Below are 24550 nucleotides of genomic sequence, written 5' to 3'. Positions count from 1 at the left end.
TAATCGAGAACAAGGCCATAGCCCCCTTGAAAAGGGTATACTTGACAAATTTAATAGTTTTTTCAACAAAACTAATAGTCGTAAATCTGTTTCAATGTCCTTTTCAACATTCGTATCATTTTAAATTAAATAGATCACCTACTTTTGCATCAGTTACAAAACTTCTAAAAACAATCACTTAAAATGAATAACATGAAAAAGAAACTTGTTCTCTTTGCTTCAGTTGCCATCGCACTTGCGTCGTGCCAAACAACTCCAAAGGAAGACTACAGTTGGATTAAAAAAGGGTTGGATGTAGCTTCTGCCCAATTACACCTTACAGCAGAAGAAATCGACGGAACAGGTCAGCTTCCACGCTCTATCCGTACAGGATATGATATGGATTTTCTATGCCGTCAATTAGAAAGAGATCCATCTACCTTTCAAGACTCACTCCGCCCGCAACCCACTCCCGAACAAATGGGCAAACGTCGTTTATGTGTAGTATACGACTGGACAAGCGGTTTCTTTCCGGGTTCACTGTGGTATGCCTACGAGCTGACAGGAAACGATACGCTGAAAGCAGATGCCATTCAATATACTAATCTTCTGAATCCGGTACGCTACTATAAAGGCACACATGACCTGGGTTTCATGATCAACTGCAGCTACGGCAATGCCGAACGTCTGGCTCCGAATGATACTATTAAAGCTGTCATGAAAGAAACAGCGGACAATCTTTGCGGACGCTTCAATGATTCTATCGGTGCTATCCGCTCTTGGGATTTCGGAAGCTGGAACTTCCCGGTAATCATCGACAATATGATGAACCTTGACCTTCTGTTTACTGTAAGCAAATGGACCGGTGACAACAAATACAAAGATATTGCCATCAAACACGCTGTCACTACGATGAACAATCATTTCCGTCCTGATTATACTTGTTGGCACGTAGTCAGCTACAACAATGACGGTACGGTAGAGCGTAAACAAACTCACCAAGGAAAAAATGACGATTCTTCCTGGTCGCGCGGACAGGCTTGGGCTGTATACGGATATACTTCCTGCTACCGTGAAACAAATGATACCACTTTCTTAAACTTTGCAGTGAACATTGCTGACATGATTATGGAACGTGTAAAAACAGACGATGCCATTCCTTACTGGGATTATGACGCTCCAGTTACCGAAGAGACTCCTCGTGATGCTTCAGCTGCTGCTGTAACCGCTGCCGGATTCATTGAACTGAGTACAATGGTTCCCGATGGAAAGAAATACCTGGATTACGCAGAAAAGATACTAAAGAGTTTATCCAGCGATGCATATCTTGCCAAAGCAGGTGAAAATCAAGGATTCATTCTGTTGCACTCTGTAGGTTCATTGCCTAACGGCTCTGAAATAGATACTCCATTGAACTATGCTGACTATTACTATCTGGAAGCATTGAAGAGATTCATGGACCTGAAAGGTATCAATTACCAAAACATCTAATCAATAAAACCATCATTCTGATTATATCATGAATAAAACTATCAAATATATTGTCCTGCTGGCATTTGCATGTTTTGTAGGCAAGGGGTATGCACAAGAATTGAAAAGCGAAGTATTCTCGCTTCTCAATCTGGATTATCCGGGATTGGAGAAAGTAAAGGCATTGCACCAGGAAGGTAAAGATGAAGATGCCGCCAAAGCATTGCTCGACTATTATCGTGCCCGCACGAATGTGAAGACTCCGGACATCAATCTGAAAAATATCACCATTGGCAAGGAAGAACAAAAATGGGCGGATGACGGATTGCAGCACACATTCTTTGTACACAAAGGCTATCAGCCTTCGTATAACTACGGAGAAGATATCAACTGGCAATACTGGCCGGTGAAAGATAACGAACTTCGTTGGCAACTCCACCGTCACAAATGGTTTACTCCGATGGGTAAAGCATATCGCGTATCCGGTGATGAAAAATATGCCAAAGAATGGGCGCACCAATACATCGACTGGATCAAGAAAAATCCGTTGGTTAAAATGGATAAGAAAGAATATGAACTGGTAAGCGACGGAAAAATCAAAGGTGAACTGGAAAATGTACGTTTTGCATGGCGTCCACTGGAAGTCAGCAATCGTCTGCAAGACCAGACTTCACAATTCCAGCTGTTCCTCCCCTCTCCTTCTTTCACGCCGGACTTCTTAACCGAATTCCTTGTGAACTATCACAAACATGCCGTACACATTCTGGGTAACTACTCGGATCAGGGCAACCACCTGTTATTTGAAGCTCAGCGTATGATCTATGCAGGTGCATTCTTCCCTGAGTTTAAAGATGCCCCGGCATGGAGAAAAAGTGGTATCGATATTCTGAATCGTGAGGTTAACGTTCAGGTATATAATGACGGCGGACAGTTCGAACTCGACCCACACTACCATCTGGCAGCAATCAATATTTTCTGCAAAGCTCTGGGTATTGCGGATGTTAATGGATTCCGTAACGAATTCCCGCAAGACTATCTGGATACAATCGAAAAGATGATCATGTTCTATGCCAACATCTCTTTCCCCGATTATACTAACCCATGTTTCAGCGATGCCAAACTGACCAATAAAAAAGAGATGTTGGGTAACTACCGTTCATGGAGTAAACTGTTCCCTGAAAACCAGGCTATCAAGTATTTTGCAACAGAAGGTAAAGAAGGCGCATTGCCTGATTATATGTCGAAAGGTTTCTTGAAATCAGGTTTCTTCGTTTTCCGCAATTCTTGGGGAACGGACGCTACACAAATGGTAGTGAAAGCCGGTCCTAAAGCCTTCTGGCACTGCCAGCCGGATAACGGTACATTCGAGCTGTGGTTCAACGGTAAAAACCTTTTCCCTGACTCAGGTTCATATGTGTATGCAGGCGAAGGTGAAGTGATGGAACAACGCAACTGGCATCGTCAGACTGCCGTACACAATACTGTGACATTAAATAACAAGAATCTGGAAACGACAGAATCCGTGACTAAATTGTGGCAGCCGGAAGGCAATATCCAAACATTGGTTACAGAAAATCCCGGCTATAAAAACCTAAAACACCGCCGTTCTGTATTCTTCGTTGACAATACTTATTTTGTTATCGTAGACGAGGTGGCCGGTAGCGCCAAAGGTTCTGTCAACCTACACTATCAGATGCCTAAGGGAGAAATAGCCAACAGTCGCGAAGACATGACCTTCCTTACCCAATTTGAAGATGGAAGCAACATGAAACTGCAATGCTTCGGCCCTACCGGCATGACTTTGAAAAAAGAACCGGGATGGTGTTCCACTGCATACCGCAAACGTTACAAACGTATGAACGTTTCATTCAATGTGAAAAAAGAGAATGATGACGCAGTACGTTATATCACCATAATCTATCCAGTCAAGAAAAGCGCAGATGCCCCTAAATTTGCCGCTAAATTCAAGAACAAAACATTCAATGAAAACGGATTGGAAGTAGAAGTGAAAGTAAACGGAAAGAAACAGTCATTAAAGTATAATTTATAATATAGCGACCAGCGAGCCTCCGAAGCCTTTTTCCGTAGCAGGCATATATATCCATACGGAAATCAGGCTCCAGTGTCTCGCTGGTTATCACTGTAATCTGATAGTATTTCTATTATGAAAAACAATACCTCCACTTTACTTCTTCCACTGGCAGCACTGAGCCTTGCTTCCTGTGCCGGCCAAAAGAAAGAAGAAACTAAACGCCCGAATATCATTTTTATGATGACGGACGACCATACCACCCAAGCAATGTCGTGCTATGGAGGAAATCTGATTCAAACTCCCAACATGGACCGTATTGCCAATGAGGGTATCCGTTTTGACAACTGCTATGCAGTGAATGCTCTTTCCGGCCCTTCACGCGCTTGTATCCTCACCGGTAAATTCAGTCACGAAAATGGTTTTACCGATAATGCAAGCACATTCAATGGCGATCAGCAGACATTCCCGAAACTGCTTCAACAATCCGGCTACCAGACTGCAATGATTGGTAAATGGCATCTCATCAGCGAACCTCAAGGATTTGACCATTGGAGTATCCTGAGCGGTCAGCATGAACAAGGTGACTACTATGATCCTGACTTCTGGGAAAATGGAAAACACATAGTAGAAAAAGGATATGCTACGGATATCATCACGGACAAAGCGATTGAGTTTCTTGAAGGTCGTGACAGGAACAAGCCTTTCTGCATGATGTATCACCAGAAAGCGCCACACCGCAACTGGATGCCTGCTCCCCGTCATCTGGGTATATTCAACAACACTACTTTCCCCGAACCGGCCAATCTGTTTGACGATTACGAAGGACGTGGAAGGGCAGCCCGCGAGCAGGATATGTCCATCGAACATACTCTGACAAATGACTGGGACCTGAAACTGTTGACCCGCGAAGAAATGCTGAAAGATACAACCAACCGACTATATAGCGTTTACAAACGTATGCCGATAGAAGTACAGGACAAATGGGACTCTGCTTATGCACAACGCATAGCCGAATATCGCAAAGGTGACCTGAAAGGCAAAGCACTGATCAGTTGGAAATATCAGCAATACATGCGCGACTATCTGGCTACCGTTCTTGCTGTAGACGAGAACATAGGCCGCCTGCTGAACTATCTGGAAAAAACAGGAGAACTGGATAATACCATCATCATCTATACTTCCGACCAAGGCTTCTTCCTTGGCGAGCACGGTTGGTTTGACAAACGTTTCATGTATGAAGAATGTCAGCGCATGCCGCTTATCATTCGCTTTCCAAAAGCAATCAAAGCCGGAAGCACCAGCAATGCTATCAGTATGAATGTGGACTTTGCTCCCACTTTCCTCGACTTTGCCGGAATAGAAATTCCATCGGATATCCAAGGCTCTTCTCTGAAACCAATTCTGGAAAATGAAGGTAAGACTCCGGCAGACTGGCGCAAAGCTGCTTACTACCATTATTATGAGTATCCGGCAGAGCACTCTGTAAAACGTCACTACGGAATCCGTACACAGGACTTCAAACTGATTCATTTCTATAACGATATCGATGAATGGGAAATGTATGATATGAAAGCTGATCCGAGAGAGATGAACAATGTTTTCGGGAAGCCGGAGTATGCTGAGAAACAGAAAGAGTTGATGCGACTACTCGAAGATACTCAGAAACAATATAAAGATACTGATCCGGACGAAAAGGAAACAGAACTTTTCAATGGAGACAGAAGACTAATGAAGAATCGTTAAATAATAAATATAGGCACGAATGTCACGGATTTCACGGTTTTGCTTCGCTTTATCGTGTTCGAGAATCCGTAAAACCAATATCATTTATGCCTAAAAAGTATTATACGAAAGTTTCATTTGAATAGAAAAAGAATTAACCCAAAATAATTATATCATGGACAGAAGAAATTTTATAAAAAGCACTGGTTGGTCTTTTCTAGGACTGGCAGCTTCAGGCAGCCTGCTTGGTTCTTGCGCAGCAGGAAGCAAAGAAGCTAAAAAGAGAATGCCATCGGCGAGTAATCTGAAGATGTACTGGGGCGACTTGCACAACCATTGTAATATTACATACGGACACGGTGACATGCGCGATGCTTTCGAAGCAGCCAAAGGACAACTGGATTTTGTAAGCGTGACTCCCCACGCTATGTGGCCCGACATACCCGGTGCAGACGATCCGCGTCTGAAATGGGTGATTGATTATCATACCGGTGCTTTCAAGCGCCTACGCGAAGGGGGATATGAGAAATACGTAGCTATGACAAATGAATACAATAAAGAAGGCGAATTCCTTGCTTTTGTCGGCTATGAAGCTCACAGTATGGAGCATGGTGACCATGTTGCACTCAACTACGACCTTGACGCACCGCTTGTAGAATGTACTTCTATCGAAGACTGGAAACAAAAAGCCAAAGGGCACAAAGTATTTATCACTCCGCACCACATGGGTTATCAGGGAGGCTATCGCGGTTACAACTGGAAATGCTTTACCGAAGGAGATCAGACTCCTTTCGTAGAAATGTATTCCCGTCATGGTCTGGCAGAAAGTGACCAGGGTGATTATCCGTATCTACATGATATGGGGCCTCGCCAATGGGAAGGAACCATCCAATACGGTCTTGAATTAGGAAATAAGTTCGGAATCATGGCTTCTACGGACCAGCACTCCGGTTATCCCGGAAGTTATGGTGACGGACGTATCGGTGTATTGGCTCCGTCACTGACTCGTGACGCCATTTGGGACGCTCTTCGCACTCGTCACGTATGTGCCGCAACCGGTGATAAGATATTAATAGACTTCCGTCTCAACGATGCTTTTATGGGCGATGTAGTACGTGGCAACAGCCGCCGTATCTATCTGAACGTTGACGGAGAAAGTTGCATCGACTATGTAGATATCGTAAAGAACGGACAGATTCTGGCCCGTATGAATGGTCCATTGACTCCGGTTGCTCCCGAAGGTGACACGGTACGCTGCAAAGTAAAAGTAGACTTCGGTTGGAACCGTGAAGAAAGGTACGTACACTGGCAAGGAAAATTGTCTGTTGACAAAGGACGTATCCTGAGTGTAACCCCATGCTTCCGCGGCGCAGCTTTCACTTCTCCGCAAGAAGGGGAAACAGAATTTCACACTCATGTGAACCGTATTGTATCTGTAGGCGATAAAGAAACGGAACTGGATATGTACAGCAGCAAAAATCCGAATACGACTACCGCCGCCATGCAAGCTGTCATCCTTGAACTGGAAATGCCCAAAGATGGAAAAGTCATTGCCGAATTCAATGGCAAGAAATTTGAACATACATTAGGAGAGTTGCTTGAGGGGTCACGCTCTCACTTCATGATTGGCTGGCTGAGTGAAGCGATTCTTTTCAACCGTGCTATGCCCGAAAGTTGTTTCAAGCTGGAACATTACATGGAAGATAAAGAGCCTCAACGTGATACGGACTATTACTATGTACGTGTTCGTCAACGCGACGGACAATGGGCATGGAGTTCACCCATCTGGGCAGAAAGAGTATAAGTTGGTATATGAGAGGAAACAGTTGCTTTGTTTGTGCCAAGCCGTTGGCACAGTTGTGTCAAGCCGTTGGCACTACTATGCCAACGCGTTGGCACAAGCGTGCCAATACGGTGGCACAAACATGGCACAGTATAAACGAATTTAAAGCATACCTGGTTATATGAAAAAAAAATACGCTATAGGAATTGATCTTGGCGGGACTTCTGTGAAATACGCTCTTATTGACAATAACGGCGTATTTCACTTTCAAGAGAAGCTACCGTCGAATGCCGACGTATCAGCCGAAGCTGTCATCGGGCAATTGATCAAGGCAGTCAATGAAGTGAAAAACTTTGCCGACGCAAAGGGATATACAATAGCCGGTATCGGGATAGGAACACCGGGAATTGTCGATTGTACGAATCGTATCGTATTGGGAGGTGCGGAGAATATTCAAGGTTGGGAAAATCTGAAACTGGCAGACCGGATGGAAAAAGAGAGCGGCCTTCCGACCCAACTGGGAAATGACGCTAATCTGATGGGACTCGGCGAAACAATGTACGGAGCCGGAAACGGAGCCACTCATGTTATCTTTCTGACTGTAGGAACCGGTATCGGTGGCGCAATCGTAATTGACGGCAAGCTTTTCAACGGATATGCCAACAGAGGTACCGAACTGGGACATGTCCCTTTAATAGCCAATGGCGAACCTTGCGCCTGCGGTTCAGCAGGGTGTCTGGAACATTATGCTTCCACTGCTGCACTGGTCCGTCGTTTCAGCAAACGGATAGCCGAAGCCGGCATATCTTATCCGAATGAAGAAATAAACGGAGAGTTGATCGTCCGTCTCTATAAACAAGGAGATAAGATCGCTGTCGAATCACTGGAAGAACATTGCGATTTTCTCGGACACGGCATTGCCGGATTTATCAATATCTTCAGCCCGCAAAGAGTCGTCATCGGTGGAGGACTGTCCGAAGCCGGAGATTTCTATATTCAGAAAGTAAGTGAGAAAGCCCTCCGTTATGCCATCCCCGACTGTGCCGTAAATACGGAAATTATGGCTGCTTCTTTAGGAAACAAAGCAGGAAGTATCGGAGCGGCATCACTTGTATTTACTCAACTTTCCGCTCCTAACTTAGTCAGATTATGAAGAAAAAACAGGGCTCACCCACTGATCAACAATAGGACCGTCAGCCTGAAAGAACTCTTTCTAAAAAATGATTCTAATGAAACAACGATACTACTTACTCCTATTATTTACAGCACTGCTTTCCGGCACTGGATATGCGCAGAAAAACGTTATGCATTTAAGTCAATCCACGCTGATGCATGAAGTTCGTGAAACACCTTCTCCATTGGACGGACAACACATTGCTGTCAATCCGCCACGCTTTATGTGGCCGGATAAATTTCCTCATCTCGGAGCCGTACTGGACGGTGTAGAAGAAGAGGACTACAAACCTGAAGTTACTTACCGTATCCGGATCTCACGCGACCCGGAGTTCCAATCAGACGTAATCACCGCCGAGAGAAACTGGGCATTCTTCAACCCTTTCAAACTCTTTGAGAAAGGAAAATGGTATTGGCAACATGCCTATGTAGATAAAGATGGAAAAGAAGAGTGGTCACCCGTCTATCATTTCTATGTAGACGAACAGACACGAACATTCAATCCGCCTTCCTTACAAGAAGTATTGACTAAATTGCCTCAAAGCCACCCACGCATTCTGCTCGATGCGAAAGACTGGGATCATATCATTGAACGGAATAAAAATAATCCGGAAGCACAGCTATATATTCAAAGGGCGCAGGAATGTCTCAACCATCCGTTGAAACACCTGGAAGAAGAAATCGATACGACACAAGTAGTCAAACTGACTAACATTGTACAATACCGTTCTGCCCTGATTCGCGAAAGCCGAAAAATAGTGGACCGTGAAGAAGCAAATATCGAAGCTATGGTACGTGCTTACTTACTGACCAAAGAAGAGATTTACTACAAAGAAGGAATCAAGCGTCTTGCCGAAATCCTTTCATGGAAAAACAGCAAATACTTTGCCGGAGACTTCAACCGTTCAACCATCTTATCTATGAGCACTTCCGCCTATGACGCATGGTATAACTTGCTGACTCCGGAAGAAAAGAAACTGCTATTGAGAACTATCCGAGATAATGGCAAGAAATTCTATCATGAATACGTAAATCATCTTGAAAACCGTATTGCCGACAATCACGTCTGGCAAATGACTTTCCGTATTCTGAATATGGCAGCCTTCGCCACCTATGGAGAATTGCCGATGGCTTCTACTTGGGTAGACTACTGCTACAACGAATGGGTATCACGTCTGCCGGGACTTAACACGGACGGAGGATGGCACAATGGAGATTCTTACTTCCACGTCAATCTTCGTACGTTAATCGAAGTTCCTGCTTTCTACTCACGTATCAGTGGTTTCAACTTTTTTGCCGATCCCTGGTATAATAACAATGCGCTTTATGTAATCTACCACCAGCCTCCGTTCTCCAAATCTGCCGGACATGGTAATTCACACGAGACTAAGATGAAACCCAATGGAACACGGGTAGGCTACGCCGATGCACTGGCACGGGAATGCAACAACCCGTGGGCTGCCGCTTATGCACGTACGATCCTGCAAAAAGAACCGGACATCATGAAAAAGTCTTTCCTTGGAAAATCAGGAGATTTGACCTGGTATCGTTGTACAACCAATAAATCTCTCCCAAAAGAGGAACATTCCCTGGCGGAACTGCCTATGACGAAAGTCTTTAATGAAACAGGAATTGCAACCATGCATACTTCACTGGGAAATATAGAAGAAAATGCTATGTTATCATTCCGCTCCAGCCCGTACGGTTCTACTTCACATGCACTTGCCAATCAGAACGCATTCAATACCTTCTACGGTGGCAAAGCTATTTTTTATAGTAGCGGACATCGTACCGGATTCACTGACGATCATTGTATGTATTCATACCGGAATACCCGTGCTCATAATAGTATTCTTGTGAACGGAATGACTCAAACTATTGGTACAGAAGGATATGGATGGATTCCACGCTGGTATGAAGGAGAAAAGATTTCGTATATGGCAGGAGATGCTTCCAATGCATATGGAAAAATCACCGCTCCTATCTGGCTGAAACGCGGTGAACTATCAGGTACTCAATATACTCCCGAAAAAGGATGGGATGAGAATAAGCTGGATTATTTCCGTCGCCATATCATCCAGCTAGGGAATACCGGTGTATATGTGATTTACGATGAATTGGAAGGTAAAGAAGCTGTCACGTGGAGTTACCTTCTACATACAGTAGAGCTCCCTATGGAGATGCAGGAACTTGGCAATGAAGTAAAAGTCACAGGAAAGAACAAGGCGGGAGGTATATCTGTCGCGCATCTTTTCAGTTCTGCTAAAACAGAGCAAGCCATTGTAGATACATTCTTCTGTGCTCCGACCAACTGGAAGAATGTAACCAATGCCCAAGGAAAAGCGATGAAGTATCCTAACCATTGGCACTTCTCCTCCACAACTGTTCCTTGCAAGATTGCCCGTTTCCTTACTGTAATGGATACGCACGGAAATAACCGTCCGGACATGAAAGTCATCCGTAAAGGAAACACAGTACAAGTAGGTGACTGGATAATTACCTGTAATCTGACTGATAAAGGAAAATCAGCTATCAGCGTCACTAATAAAACGGAGAAAGTTTCTCTAAACTATGATGCTGGTAAAAAGGAAGGTGTAACTATTGTAACCGATCAGGTAAATGGCAAACAAGTAAATAAAGTTTTAACAGACTATTTACCGGACTTCGAAATATAATTATCAGTTCTCAATCATTAGCCCCCGATATTTATGGCATGCCAACATATCGGGGGCTATTATTATATATGCAACGATCAAACATTGAATCCTGCAAAAACGTTATATTTGCAGACAGAAATAAAAAAAGAAACAAAAAATGAAGTATATCGGAGCACATGTAAGCGCATCCGGTGGTGTGGAGTTCGCCCCCATTAATGCGCATGAGATAGGAGCAAATGCGTTTGCTCTATTTACCAAAAACCAACGTCAATGGGTGAGCAAGCCTTTGACCGAAGAAAGTATCCAACTTTTCAAAGAGAATTGTGAGAAGTACAATTTTCAGGCGGACTATATTTTACCACACGACAGTTACCTCATTAATCTGGGACATCCCGAAGAGGAAGGACTGGCGAAAAGCCGCGCTGCCTTTTTGGATGAGATGCAACGCTGCGAACAACTAGGTTTGAAACTACTCAATTTCCACCCTGGCAGTTCTCTCAATAAAATAGCGATAGAAGATTGTCTGGCACTTATCGCAGAAAGTATCAATATCACCCTTGAAAAGACTAAAGGAGTAACGGCAGTAATAGAAAACACAGCCGGACAAGGCAGTAATCTGGGAAGCGAGTTCTGGCAACTTAAATATATCATCGACCGGGTAGAAGATAAAAGCCGTGTCGGTATCTGCCTGGATACTTGCCATACATACACGGCAGGGTATGATATCGTAAATGATTATGATAAAGTGTTCGATGAGTTTGAGAAAGAAGTAGGATTCAAGTATTTACGTGGTATGCACCTGAATGATTCTAAAAAAGAATTAGGCAGTCATGTTGATCGCCATGATAACATTGGTAAAGGGTTAATCGGAAGTACGTTCTTTGAAAAATTAATGAAAGATTCAAGGTTCGACAATATGCCGCTTATTCTCGAAACACCTGATGAAAGTAAGTGGGCAGAAGAGATTTCATGGCTGAGAAGCGTTGAATAACAGAGATAACCGATCCCAATTATACAAAGAATATGCCAATAGCCGGAAGTGTATCATTCCGGTTATTGGCATAAATTAGTAACACAAATTCAGTAGATACTTCACTAATAAATATTTGCCATACTGACTAAAGGCTCATAGAGTTTCTCTATATCCTGTGAATCCATCTCTATCTGCACCTGATCGCCCGGCATCAGCCGTTGTCCTTTAGGAGCCCAATTTTTCCGGTCACGATGAACGTTAATAATAACACAACGTTCCGGCAAGCGAAGTTCATCTACTATTTTACCATCCAGATAAGAGCCACTCATGACCTCTACTGATAAAGTATAGCGGGGCTCTTCTTTAAAGGCAGGGGAGTTAATCATATCATCATATAAAATCACATTGAAGGGTTTTATCTGGAGCATCTCCGTGAAATAGTAAGTCAATCCCCCCACGACAATAGATGGATAAAAGACTTCCAGATGTCCCGTTATCTCTGTAATAAGTACGATAGCCGTCAGTGGAGTACGAACTACAGCTACAAGAAAAGCTGACATACAAATTAACATGATATAGCTGATGTTTTCATAAGCAATCACTCCCTGCCGGACCATTATCAAGGCTACGATTTGTCCCAGCAATCCTCCTGTTACCAATGTAGGGATGAAACTTCCTCCCGGCAAACCCGAAGAAAAAGAAAAGATACTGAATACAAAGTGTAGCAACATCATGCCTACAATCCAAAGAATATGTGTATCCGGACTCGTTGCCTGCAAAAGTAAGAATTGCTCTCCTCCACCAGTCAGATTGACTTCGGCCATAGAAATAAGGAAAGCGATAAAAAGGAGATATAGCATCTTCACATACTCCGGATGCTTGATGGCGGGATAAATCCGTTTAACTTGAAGAGTCGTGACGGAAAAGAACTTTCCGAAAACAGACACCACAGCTGCCAACAAGAGAAACAGCTTAACCTGTGACCAGAAAGTCATTCCCGGTACAATGGCATCGATCTGAAAATAAGGGCTGATCGGAAATATCCAACTGGCAACTCCACCCGCCACTACTCCTGCCAAAAGAGTAGTAATGGCTGTCTTTGGAGCATCAAACCGTTCAATAGATTCGATAACGAGTAAAGAAGAAGCCAATGGGGCAGCAAACGCGGCAGCTAGTCCCGCACCGGCACCTGCGGCCAATAACTGTTTTCGTTCACCAGTAAGCACTCTCCCCCATTTAGAGACCAAAAATCCTACATACGAACCAATCTGTACAGAAGGACCTTCGCGTCCTAAAGACAACCCGGTGCTTAACGCAAGTATTCCACCCACGAATTTAGCAACCAGTTCGATGAACGGATGTTTATATGCCACCCTGCCGTTAATTACTCCACGTGTTTGCGGAATGCCTCCACCCGTTATCAAGGGCATCTTCTTCACCAACCATGATACGAATATAAGAATCCCCCACATCAACAGGAATAGAGGAAGATACCAGTACCATTTAGGGTGCGAATTAAAGAAATCATGCCGAAGATTAAAGAAATACTGAAGCATATAATGATAGGGTACAGCAATAAGCCCTGTCAGTAATCCAACAAAGATACTGACAAAGTAAAGCCGCGCATCAATCAATTTAAGCTTAAAGATACGCCAGCGCCCTTTATCTTTTAATTTTTTTATCAGTCGAAACATTCAACAGGGGTTTCATTGTTTTAAATGCATGGATACAACAATGGAAACCCCGTTGAGGTTTTTGAATTTCCTTTAAAATTCAGGTGAATAACGATTTAAATAACATCTATTGTTATCTTCTTCAATGTCCCATCAGATTGAGACGCAATATAACATGTACCATAAAATAAGAACCCAGGGCATTATAATCTACGTCACGAATAGCCGAGGGAGTAATGGTACGTACCAATGAAATGTCCTGGTGGAGTATATCATATATTTTAAAACGAATCAATAATTGCTTCTTTTTCAGAAACGCCTTGGAAAGTTGACTATTCCACATAAAGTTCTCGCGTGCATTCCCTTCATAGTCATAACCTTCCCGGATAAAGTAAGTCAGGTCTGTATACAGTTCTACCCCCCAGGGAAGATAAAGCTGCAACTGTGTTCCGATCTGATAATCATAAGTCTCAGTCCTCTTTTCTCCAACATTATTATACGAGTTATTATAAAGCAATCCGGCAAATCCTGTAATCTCTACCTGACGGGTTCGATAAGTTAACTGTAAGCGTTCACGGGCCGTCAAATGCTTTACTGTACTTTTCATTGGTTCCTCTCTATTCAGCGTAGTATATCCATTTTGATTTCGGTATTGTACATAAGAATAGGTGCGGAATATCCAGCTACGATTCCTGAAAGGAGTGTTCAGAGAGAAAGAACCTAAGGCCCGCCAATTACCATTCATATTCATCGGAGTCGTAACACGTCCACCCGTTTCTTCATCATAGGTCACTTGATTGGTTACACTGTTGACTGTATTCTCCACCAAAAGGGAAGCCACAATGTTGCGCTGACGCTTCGTATGATACGAATTGAAGTTTAACGTAAAAGTATTCGTGTATGAGGGCTTCAAAGCAGGATTACCGATACGGATATTCAACGGATTCGTCCGATCTTCCACCGGTTGCAAATCACGGACATTAAGCTGACGTCCTTTTCCCCGATATACTATCTGTAAGCGGGTACGCTTCGAGAATTTATATCGGAAGTTAACCGTAGGAGAGAAATTCAGAACAGATCTCTTCAAAGGCTCTTCCGGGGGATCACTCAATAAAGAATGACTGACCGACTTTTGAGGCTCCAAATCTACACCTACATTATAATTATACTTCTTACGGGAAGTACGCACAGCCAAGTTGAGCAGATGATTGCTATATTGATTTTCAAACTGATTGCTAGCACTTTCATCATAGTCGGGAGTAAATTCTCCTAAATCCTCATTCCAATCATAAACAAAACGATCCGAATTATTCACCTTATACTGATAACTGTAACGAAGCTGAAGATGATGCATCCAAAGTAACGGTTCTACATATACAAGCTGTACCCTATAATTATACCCGTCGATATCATCTTCAATCTTTTGATTCTTACTATCTTCTCTGTCATTTTTAAAGTAATGTGTAGTAGAAAGATTCTTCCTGTCATTAGAAGAAGAATTCGTTCCATAATCTACTTTTAAGGCAACATTCCTTCCTTTCTGGCTAAGTTTACGGCTAAGTTGTAGCATCATTGTCACATTATACTGGGAATTGTGGTTTGAACCGGATGATACTTTCTCATTCAGCAGCACGTCATTCCCCCACCCTTCCTGAAAGCCTTTATTCTCTCTGCCATTGGCAGAGAAACGATATTGAGGACGAAATATCAAGGTAGTTACAGAGTCCATTTTCCATTCGAGGAAAGCATTAGCAACCAGGTTATTATTCTCCGTGCGACTATTATTCGTACTCCGGGTAATTGATTTGTCTTTTCTAATATAATTATCGACGGTGGTACGACTGTCTTCCAAACGATCTGTTCCGACATATTGGATGTTTGAACGGAGTTTGACACGTTTCCAGTCATAAGTCGCATTCACGCCCAAAGAACGGGATGTAGTCAGTCCCATACGATTGCGGATATTCCCAGTGGAACTTGAAGATTCTTTCTGTATTTCCGAGAATCCTTGATTATTGGTATTATTGAGATTACCGATGACGGTCAACTGAGAATTATCGCGGAAACGATTCAATGTATTCGCCACCTCATAGCGATCCTTACTGCCATATCCACCCATAAAATTCTCAAGCCAACCTTGTTTCATGCCTTTCTTTACCGATAAATCAAGGATCATTTCTTCTTCTCCGTCATCAATACCTGTCAGACGCGCCAAATCCGATTGTCGTTCATAGGCTTTCAGTTTCTCTACCATTTCTACTGGAAGATTCTTTAGTGCAGCTTTCGGGTCATCGGAGAAAAACTCCTTGCCATCTACCAGAATCTTCTTCACTTCTTTGCCGTGAATCAGCAACTTGCCATCTGCATCAATCTCTCCGCCAGGAAGTTGTTTCACTAATTCTTCGAGCATAGACCCCTCAGGAGTACGGTAAGCAGAAGCATTAAACACAGTTGTATCTCCTTCTGTTATTACCATTGGCGCTTGCCCTACTACCACCGTTTCATCCAGAGCATAGCTTTCCGGTGTTAAGGATATATCTCCCAAATGGGCAGAAACAGTCCTTTGAGAATTGAATACAAGCTGATAAACAGGCTTATATCCAACGAAGGAAACATGAAGAAGCAGAGACTTATTTGGAGTCTTTCTTATGAAAGAAAGCTGAAACTTTCCATTTATATCTGTAGCTCCACCCACTAATAATGTGCTGTCCGGTAAAGACAAAAGCCGGATCGTTGCAAACGATACCGGCTGATAGGTTTCAGTATCAACTACCCGCCCGGCAAAGCTCTCTTTGCCGGACTGTGCATAGACAGCCAAACTTATCAGTAACAAGACATAACAACTAATCAAACGATACTGAAAAGAATACATCTGTCTATGCGCTTTCGTGTTGAATCAGTAAAATAAAACTATAATAAACCTAATATCTATTACTTATTCTGACCTTGATGGGGAGCGTGTTATCTTTGTCTCTGACGATCTCCCTGTCCGGGTTTGTGACCCTGCCCGGGTCTTTGGCCTTTTCTGCGGTCAAATTCTTTTCTGAATTTATTCATATTGCTCTTCTCTTGCTGATAGATCTTCATAATTTGCTTCTGAGAGAGAATCTTACTGAACTCATTATAATACTTCTCACGGATATCCAGCATTTTACGGCTTTGTGCAAACTGACCTTTCAGCATCTTGGCTATTTCCGCATCAGTCATTACAGGTCTCGGAGTTCCTTTTGCAGTCTTCGCTTCAGTACCTTGAGCAGTTTCTTTTTTCACTCTAGGCTCACGATTCATCATACGGCAATCACGTAACTCCTTCAGATATTTCTCATAAATAGGAGTAAATTTAGCAGCTGTAGCATCATCCAACATGAGTGCTTTCACCATTTGGTTGGTCTGCATCTGCATCATTTGTTCCGGTGTAGGACGTTGTTTCTTTTCTTTATTATCCTTTTCCTGAGCGGAAAGAGTCATCTGGCTTCCCATAAACAAAACCGCCAGCACCACATAAATAAATTTAGTCTTCATAATCTTCACTGTTTAATAATTATTGATTGAGTTTTAGTTTAAAAATATATCGTTTTCAGAGAAGCTGACGATCTCTTCCAGCTCCTCATCTGATAATTCTTTGATCCATTTATCTACCGGATCAGCAGCTACATTATTATTTTCAATAGCGAGTCTGTTCGAAGTAGCCGGAACATCTGTATTCATATAGCGGAGAGACGGAGTAAACAAAATTCCCGCCAAGACCGCTGCAACAGCTATTACAGCAGGGATAATCCTCTTTAGCCGACGGTTTCTTCGTTGTTCGCCAACCGTACGTTCCAGAATCTTATGCTGTGCCTCCTCGAAAAAGTTCTCCGGAGTGCGATAAGGCGTCCGCTTACCAATATTGTCAAAATCAAAATCCTTATCCATGATGTTACCTATTTAATATGTATTCCTTTATTTTATCCTTCGCATAGTGATAATTCACTTTCAAGGTTTCAACCTTGCTATCCAACACACGTGCAATTTCTTCATATTCCAATTCATCGTAATAGCGCAAGTTGAAAACGATCCGCTGCTTTTCCGGCAAAGTCAATATGGCTTCCTGAAATTTCACAGCCAACTCATCTTCGTAGTCTATATAGTCAGAAGCTTTTAGCTTGTTCATCAGTTCTTCCTGAACCTCTTCTGCCGATATTACTTCTTCTTTACGACCATTCAATAACCGAAGACATTCATTAGTTGCAATTCTGTAAATCCATGTACTCAGCGAACTTTCATCCCGAAATTGGTCTAAATGACGGAATACACGAATAAAGACTTCCTGCAGCACATCTTCTGCATCTTCATGAGACACCACCATTCTCCGGATATAATTATATATCGGTCCCTGAAAACTGTCCACCAGTAACCTGAATCCCCGTTCGCGATCGGAAGAACAAGCTTTTCGGATTTTATCTTCGTTTATCATCTATTATTTCTGAACTTTGATTATTAGAACGTCGAAAAGGAACGAAGTTAAATGTGCAAAGAGCGATTTCACATTTATTAATAGAATGGAGAGAGTGAAGAATAAAAAAACGAGGTTGTGTCAAAACGCTGGCACAACCTTTTTTTATGCACAAAGCCCAGACTTTCACAAGCCCGGGCTTTGTTATTACCCAAAGTTTTTGTATCTTTAGGCATAAAGTTTTTCGTTATGGCAAAGTTACATTTTCGTCCTTACATTCCCAACCAAACAGTTCTTTTTCCCGGAAGAATTGATGAAAACATAGCAGCGAACGATCCGGTTCGCATAGTTAATACTGTTGTTGATAATCTCAATCTTGACAATTTCAAGAAGCTTTATAAAGCAACCGGTCGTTGTCCTTATCATCCTAAAATGATGCTTAAGGTGATTATCTACGCCTACATGAACAATATCTATTCGTGCCGCAAAATAGAGAAGCTTCTCCTACGTGATATTCATTATATCTGGCTTTCCGGTAATGAACATCCGGATTTTATTACCATCAACCGTTTTCGAAACCGTGTAAAAGAGGAAATAAATACCGTATTCACGCAGTTGGTTCTTGTCCTTGCCGACAAAGGTTTCATCAGCCTTGACGTAGAGTATATCGACGGTACCAAGATTGAGTCCAAAGCCAACAAATATACTTTTGTCTGGCGCAAGACAGTCGAAAAGAACCGTACAAAGCTGATGGATAAGATCCGCATTCTCCTGGAGCAGGTGGATGAAGTCATAGCCCAAGAGAACTCCATGAAAGATACACCCGTAGAGTTCACTCCCGCCATGCTCTCAGATATAGTGAATGAACTTAAAGAGGTGCTGGAACACCAGCCTGTAACAAAGGACAAGGAACAAAAGAAGGTCATCCGGGAAAAGAAGAAACAGGTCCGGGAACTTGAGGAGTACCGTGACAAGTTGATAGAATACGACAACCATCTTGATACTCTTGGAGAACGCAACTCCTACTCCAAGACCGATCCTGATGCCACCTTCATGCGCATGAAAGAAGACGCCATGAGAAACGGACAGACCAAACCCGGATATAATCTGCAAATAGGTACCGAGAACCAATTCCTCATAGACTTCCGACTGTTTCCCAACCCAACCGACACACTGACCCTCATACCTTTCTTCCACTCCTTTGAGCAACGCTATAACCGCTTACCAACTGTCGGTGTGGCAGACTCCGGTTACGGCTCGGAAGAAAATTATCGGTTCATGCAAGATAATGGGATAGAAGCCTTTGTCAAGTACAACTACTTCCATAAAGAACAGCGTCCCCGTTATACCCCCAATCCATTCCATGCGGAGAGTCTCCATTACAATGCGGGGGAGGATTATTACGTTTGTCCTATGGGGCAGCACATGAACCGTATAGGAACTAGACGTGACAAAACAGCAAGCGGATACATCACCGAAAGTGCCCGATATAAAGCACAAAGATGTGAAGGGTGTCCTTTGTGTGGCAGTTGCTTTAAAGCTCGGGGGAACCGTATGATAGAAGTCAACCACCGGTTAAACCAATACAAACGGCAGGCACGGGAAAGGTTACTCTCGGAAGAAGGCATCAGGCATAGGGGAAGGCGATGTATAGAACCGGAAGCAGTTTTTGGACAAATGAAACACAACATGGCATACAAAAGGTTCCGGCATGTGGGAGAAGACAAGGTTACAATGGACTTTGCCTTCTTTGCTATAGCTTTTAATATCAAAAAGATGTGTACAAAACTACTAAAAGCAGGAAAGAGAAGGAGTGCACACACTATATTTATCTTTATCAGACCACGTGTGACTCAAAATACGACGAATATTAAGCCTTATTACCTAATTACTGAAAAAATAGTCGCATAGACAAAAAAGAGGAACGACTATTTTATATGAAAAAAAGAAGGGGATGTGCCTTAGTTTTGACACAGCCCCGCTATTCATCCTTTTATATACAAGTTAGTTGCCCTAAAATCACCAGAACTTATTATGTTCTGCACTATATTCAAAGCCAACAGCTTTCAACTGACTGATAATATGTTCTTTACTTACGCCCATATCTTCGCAAAGCTCATCCAGTGAAGAATAACAATCGCGTAACTTCATATTGATGACACTAAACAGCATCATCGGATCTTTAGGTAATTCCATAATTCACAATCTTTTAAACCGGGGGCAAAGTTACAGCAATCTCACCGAATAGCAAAACAAATCAAGGACCGATTTCTTCTATTTTCAAAGAGATTCTCTCAATCAGTTTGCTAAGTTCTTCCTCCAAAGGTATCACATTGAAATCTTTCCAGAAATCTTCGTCATATCTGAAATTCATATCAGAAAAGATAGTACGTGTAGGTAATCTCTCTGCCCGAGGAAATGCAGTCACCTGTTCCGTATCCACTTTGCAAGTGATCATTTCAAACCAAATCTGCATATGCGGACTACCAGACAGCAAGCGCTTTCGTTTCACTCTGAAAGAAAGATCGCCGCGAATATGATGAATATAATAAATTCCTTGCCATGGCTTGTAAGAAATAGTATAAACCACCTTTTGCGGTATCATATTAATACCACGCGTACGCCTTTCTACAAACATTTCCGATGCTTTCTTCACACGTTGAGGATCGACCTCAAAACGAGCTTGCAACAAAGCATTTGTCTCAGCATCAATATACAAATCTCCACAGTAGAGAGGCTCGATTATCTCTTTCTTTTGTTCAAAGTGTATAACATTAACACAGCGATCATCAATGAATGTCACTCCCTGTGAAGTGTAGAGATAGCCGTTATCACCTGCATCAGGTATCAGAAATGAAGGCATATCTTTCATTATATCCATCTGAAAACATGCCTGAATGCCGGACTTTACCTTAACAAGCAGACTGTCCTTAGCTTCCACATTACTCAACCGACTCATCTTTAGCAGCTTTACCTGATCGGAAACAGAAGGGTGAGTAGCGATTTTATAAACTTTAAAGACTGCTTCAGTTAGATTCTGAACCTTATTTTTCAATAGAACCCCTTCACGGTAGAATGTTGTCAGGTAAGTGGGAGAATGAGAATAATTCTGCTCTCTTTGCCGTCCCATTTCCTTCAACAATTTATAAGGATCAACCCATTGAACCACCACTTCCTGCAGAGGGACCACCTTCGGTTCCAAACTCAAAATATTATGCCTTCCTGCCAAAACGGAAACTTCCAAAGTTTGTGAAACATATCCTATATGGGAAAACACGACCGAATCATTTTGCAAAGAATCCGGTAAAGAAAGTCTGAACTCACCTTCCTTATTAGTGACAATACCCACAGATGTCCTCCGAACTCCTACGGATGCAGAAGCGACAGGCATCCCGGTTTCCTTATCCAGCAAAGTTCCTGTAAGCATAATATTTACAGGCTGAGCAGATGCAGGGCCCGCATGCTGCTGTTTAATTTGTGTAAAAGGAGTTATCAGAATATGGGTGCCTATTACTTTAAACTCCAAACTGGTATCTCCTACAATCTCATAAATGGCCTGACGAATAGTTCGTTCTCCTTTTTGTATCTTTACCGTTGCGTCATTATTCACTACCTTGCTATCATAAATAAACAGATAACCCGACTGTTGAGAAATATAGCCTAACAGGGAGTAGACTGTTCCTTTCGTCTTGGGCAGACTGATCATGCTCTCCAGCACATCTTCTCCGGTTGCTCTTAACGTATTCGACACGAAAAAGAGTAAACACAGAATAGCCATATAGCGATAAACCAGCCTCATCTTACTTTTTTAAAAATTATTCTGCCAGCATAAATGTATCTCCCTGTCGTGTACACTTCAAGTTTAGTGCACATGCTATCAGTGTAGCCACCGTCTCTGGAGATTCGTTAGAAAACTCAACTGTCAGCTTTCTTTTTTCAAGTGCAGGAGAAGCTACACGTATCTGTAAACTTCCGGCATTCATATTCATTACTTTCAGAATGTGTTCCAAAGATTCATCCTTAAAACAGACATGTTTCAGATAACGGTTCAACTCTTCCGTATTTTCATTCGCACTAAGTAGCAGTTGCTGCGATTTCAATACCACTGTCTCACCAGCTTTGACATAGCATTCCTTATTCCCTTTTTTTAAGGTTACCCTAACAGTTCCACGTTGTACTGAGAGACGAAACGGAGCATCCTCGACACTCTTCACACTAAAAGCAGTACCCAACACCTCAATCTTCACTTGTTCGGTATCAATCCAAAAGGGTCGTTCCCTGTTCTTCGCCACATCAAAGAAAGCATCTCCCTGTAAACTGACTTCCCGTTTATCGGAAACAAAATGTTCAGGATATCGGATAGAAGTTTCCTTTGCCAAAAATACGACAGAACCATCTTCAAGAGTCGTAACCAATGTAGGAATATCTTGATTTTTCTGTGTAATAAGGCTTGGTAATTCTTCTCTTTGCCCAAATTCCCAATACAGAGTCCCCAAAACAAAACCTACTACTACCGCTGCAACAGCCCCATAGCGTACCCATATCGAAATTTTAGGTTTCCGATGATCTTCAACAAGCAAATGATCTTTGTCCAATCGGTCATACAACTGGTTCCAAGCCTGTTCCGTCTTTATTTTATGAATATCCGTTTTCATCATCTCATTTGAATATAATTTTCTATTTCTTTTCTCAAAGTTCGTAAAGTCTTCGTCATTTCCGCCTCCACCGTTTTAACGGAAAGAGAAAGCAGAAGTGCAATTTCTGCATATTTCTTTCCCTCCTCCCGGTGCATCTTAAAGATTCGCATTCTACGTTCCGGTAATTTTTCAAGGGTACTATTAATCAACTTCTGAAGTTCTTCATATTCCATCTGTTGATGAGGATCTGTAACCTGTTCCGAAGATGGTGCAGTCAATATGGACTCTCTATACCGTTCCTTCACCTCTTCATGTTCACAATATTGAATAGACTGATTACGCGTCGCTCTGTAGAGATAGCTTTTTACAGATTGAAAAATCTGTAATTGTTCCCTATCCTTCCAAAGCACATAAAACAGTTCTTCAACGATTTCCTCAGCTACCTCTATCCGTCCGGTAATGCTTGCCGCATACCAACACAGGGGAGAATAATAACAGCGAAATAATTCCTCAAACGCCTTTATGTCACCTGCTTTTATTTTTGTCAGTATGAGCAGTTCATTCAGCATACTACTATCATTTTACGATTGTTCCCAAATATAAGAAAACAATTCTGATTTTAATTAGATTGCTTTTTCAATTTATCGACAGCATGTTCCAAAGACTCCGTAGGTTCAATGATATTATAATTTCCCCAAAAATCTTCACTCCAGTAGTTTCCTACTTTATCGTAGAAAATCTGATTAGAAGCGAACACTTTATTCCTCGGAATCATTTCGGATGGATTCTCTCTCCTGTCCGTCACCACCATTTCTGATGTTACCGCATAATTCGTAGAGAAAAGTCTCCGTTTCCAGTCACATTTAAAACGAATATCATTTCGGATATAGTTCATATATGTCCTTCCATCAATCGTTTTATAAGTAATCAGAAAAGATAATTCCTGTGGTTTGAATCTCAACCCAAGTGGCTTTTGATGAAGAATAGCAGCAATCGCCTTCGATTTATTCTGCATATCCAGATCCATTTCGACACGTGTAAACGACAGGTTATCACAATCTACATACAATTTTCCATGAAATAACGCATAAGGTAAAAGAACTCTCGGACGGAAATTAATAACATATTGTATCCGGTTATCTATCAGTGCGGATTCACTCATCCAGAACTCATAGTTATTCAGTTCTTCCAGTTCCAGCAAGGCTTCTTTATTCTTCACGATATCCAAAACGACCGATATATTAGGACCACCCATAACCTTTACTGCTAATGTATCACTAGCTTTTTGACTTAACAAACGGCGTCCCTTCAGAACTTGCAATTTATCATCATCCGTAGTACGGTTGGTATATGCCGTTTTCGATACATCAAGTACAGCTTCCGATACACTGATATAACGGCGTCCTTTCTGCACAGTCTCCCGATAAAAACAAGTAAGCATGTTCCGGTTCGCACTATAATTTACCGGAATCTTCTCCATCGCCTTTTCTATGATCGTACGCGGATTATTGGCATAAACTACCACTTCATTCAACTGATTAGTATGAGGAATCATCCAGACCGTCAGTTTTGAGGCATTATGCTTATCCAAAGACACATGACTATTGATATAGCCAATATGAGATATTTCCAGTTCGCGCGGAACCTCCTCTTTTTTTACTTTCAGAGCAAATTCTCCCTCTGCATTTGTCACCGTACCAATATTGCTCCCCTGAACAGATACATTCACGTTTTCAAGCGTTTTTCTATTCTGCTTATCCTTCACCATCCCAACGATCGTGTAATAATCTCCCGCATCTTGCGCCCATATATCAGCATTCCCTATCCATAGAAAAGCTAATAACCATCCAACCCAAAGTATAACAGACTTTTTCATCTTAATAGAGTTTTAAAGTTAATAATTCCTGCTTCTATCAATAAGATCGTTCAAGCCGCCAATACCCTATTGTTTGAAATAAAAAAATCAGTATCTTGTCCCACCAATAAAAAATTGAATGAATACTATCAATACGATTG

At 42.2% G+C, this 24550-nt stretch carries 18 protein-coding genes; 8 read left to right on the top strand and 10 right to left on the bottom strand.

Going from position 1 to position 24550, the window contains the following annotated elements; all coding sequences use genetic code 11:
* Positions 1-183 precede the first annotated feature (183 nt).
* From K6V30_RS11710 to nfo, 7 genes are all read left to right on the top strand, one after another.
* Positions 184-1470 carry a DUF4995 domain-containing protein gene (locus tag K6V30_RS11710; RefSeq protein ID WP_010537300.1) on the top strand — a complete coding sequence of 429 codons (1287 nt, stop codon included), beginning with the start codon at positions 184-186 and terminating at the stop codon, positions 1468-1470.
* A gap of 28 nt (positions 1471-1498) precedes the next feature.
* Entirely contained in the window at positions 1499-3499 is a 2001-nt protein-coding gene (hepC, locus tag K6V30_RS11705) for a heparin-sulfate lyase HepC (protein WP_055271193.1), read from the top strand.
* Between the two features lie 114 nt (positions 3500-3613).
* Positions 3614-5224: a sulfatase family protein gene (locus tag K6V30_RS11700; RefSeq protein ID WP_010537298.1), complete on the top strand. Its 1611-nt coding sequence runs from the start codon at positions 3614-3616 to the stop codon at positions 5222-5224.
* A 154-nt stretch (positions 5225-5378) separates the two neighbouring features.
* Positions 5379-7007, top strand: a complete 1629-nt coding sequence (locus tag K6V30_RS11695) for a PHP domain-containing protein (protein ID WP_055271195.1) — start codon at positions 5379-5381, stop codon at positions 7005-7007.
* Between the two features lie 160 nt (positions 7008-7167).
* Positions 7168-8139 carry an ROK family protein gene (locus K6V30_RS11690; protein ID WP_055271197.1) on the top strand — a complete coding sequence of 324 codons (972 nt, stop codon included), beginning with the start codon at positions 7168-7170 and terminating at the stop codon, positions 8137-8139.
* A gap of 76 nt (positions 8140-8215) precedes the next feature.
* On the top strand, positions 8216-10834 hold the full coding sequence (locus tag K6V30_RS11685) for a DUF4962 domain-containing protein (RefSeq protein ID WP_055271199.1): 2619 nt from the start codon (positions 8216-8218) through the stop codon (positions 10832-10834).
* 139 nt (positions 10835-10973) lie between these two features.
* Positions 10974-11807, top strand: a complete 834-nt coding sequence (gene nfo, locus K6V30_RS11680) for a deoxyribonuclease IV (RefSeq protein ID WP_010537294.1) — start codon at positions 10974-10976, stop codon at positions 11805-11807.
* A 104-nt stretch (positions 11808-11911) separates the two neighbouring features.
* Here the strand turns inward: nfo and K6V30_RS11675 are convergent, their stop codons facing one another.
* From K6V30_RS11675 to K6V30_RS11655, 5 genes are all read right to left on the bottom strand, one after another.
* The gene (locus K6V30_RS11675; protein WP_010537293.1) at positions 11912-13483 is read right to left on the bottom strand and encodes a ClC family H(+)/Cl(-) exchange transporter; all 1572 of its coding nucleotides are present in this window, start codon (positions 13481-13483) and stop codon (positions 11912-11914) included.
* A gap of 121 nt (positions 13484-13604) precedes the next feature.
* The gene (locus tag K6V30_RS11670) at positions 13605-16334 is read right to left on the bottom strand and encodes an outer membrane beta-barrel protein (RefSeq protein ID WP_055271201.1); all 2730 of its coding nucleotides are present in this window, start codon (positions 16332-16334) and stop codon (positions 13605-13607) included.
* A gap of 89 nt (positions 16335-16423) precedes the next feature.
* Entirely contained in the window at positions 16424-16984 is a 561-nt protein-coding gene (locus K6V30_RS11665; protein ID WP_055271203.1) for a hypothetical protein, read from the bottom strand.
* A 33-nt stretch (positions 16985-17017) separates the two neighbouring features.
* A complete protein-coding gene (locus tag K6V30_RS11660) occupies positions 17018-17377 on the bottom strand; it encodes a hypothetical protein (protein WP_070612444.1) in 360 nt (119 codons plus the stop codon).
* Positions 17378-17381: 4 nt separating this feature from the next.
* Positions 17382-17918 carry an RNA polymerase sigma factor gene (locus K6V30_RS11655; RefSeq protein ID WP_010537289.1) on the bottom strand — a complete coding sequence of 179 codons (537 nt, stop codon included), beginning with the start codon at positions 17916-17918 and terminating at the stop codon, positions 17382-17384.
* A 228-nt stretch (positions 17919-18146) separates the two neighbouring features.
* Here K6V30_RS11655 and K6V30_RS11650 point away from each other — a divergent pair, with 228 nt between their 5' ends.
* Positions 18147-19808: an IS1182-like element ISBthe2 family transposase gene (locus tag K6V30_RS11650; protein WP_008763902.1), complete on the top strand. Its 1662-nt coding sequence runs from the start codon at positions 18147-18149 to the stop codon at positions 19806-19808.
* A 108-nt stretch (positions 19809-19916) separates the two neighbouring features.
* Here K6V30_RS11650 and K6V30_RS11645 read toward each other — a convergent pair whose 3' ends face one another.
* The 5 genes from K6V30_RS11645 to K6V30_RS11625 all read right to left on the bottom strand — a co-directional run bounded on the left by K6V30_RS11645 (position 19917) and on the right by K6V30_RS11625 (position 24410).
* Entirely contained in the window at positions 19917-20093 is a 177-nt protein-coding gene (locus K6V30_RS11645) for a DUF4250 domain-containing protein (RefSeq protein WP_010537288.1), read from the bottom strand.
* A 61-nt stretch (positions 20094-20154) separates the two neighbouring features.
* The gene (locus K6V30_RS11640; protein WP_055271836.1) at positions 20155-21696 is read right to left on the bottom strand and encodes a carboxypeptidase-like regulatory domain-containing protein; all 1542 of its coding nucleotides are present in this window, start codon (positions 21694-21696) and stop codon (positions 20155-20157) included.
* A 16-nt stretch (positions 21697-21712) separates the two neighbouring features.
* On the bottom strand, positions 21713-22555 hold the full coding sequence (locus K6V30_RS11635) for a FecR family protein (RefSeq protein ID WP_010537286.1): 843 nt from the start codon (positions 22553-22555) through the stop codon (positions 21713-21715).
* Entirely contained in the window at positions 22552-23103 is a 552-nt protein-coding gene (locus K6V30_RS11630; RefSeq protein WP_055271838.1) for an RNA polymerase sigma-70 factor, read from the bottom strand. Before K6V30_RS11630 ends, K6V30_RS11635 begins: the two co-directional genes overlap by 4 nt.
* Before the next feature lie 50 nt (positions 23104-23153).
* Positions 23154-24410, bottom strand: a complete 1257-nt coding sequence (locus K6V30_RS11625; protein ID WP_022301733.1) for a carboxypeptidase-like regulatory domain-containing protein — start codon at positions 24408-24410, stop codon at positions 23154-23156.
* Positions 24411-24550 lie beyond the last annotated feature (140 nt).

The organism is Bacteroides faecis, from assembly GCF_020091505.1.
GTDB lineage: Bacteria > Bacteroidota > Bacteroidia > Bacteroidales > Bacteroidaceae > Bacteroides > Bacteroides faecis.
Note: the sequence above shows the minus strand (reverse complement) of the source record. Positions and strands in the feature narration are given on the sequence as shown.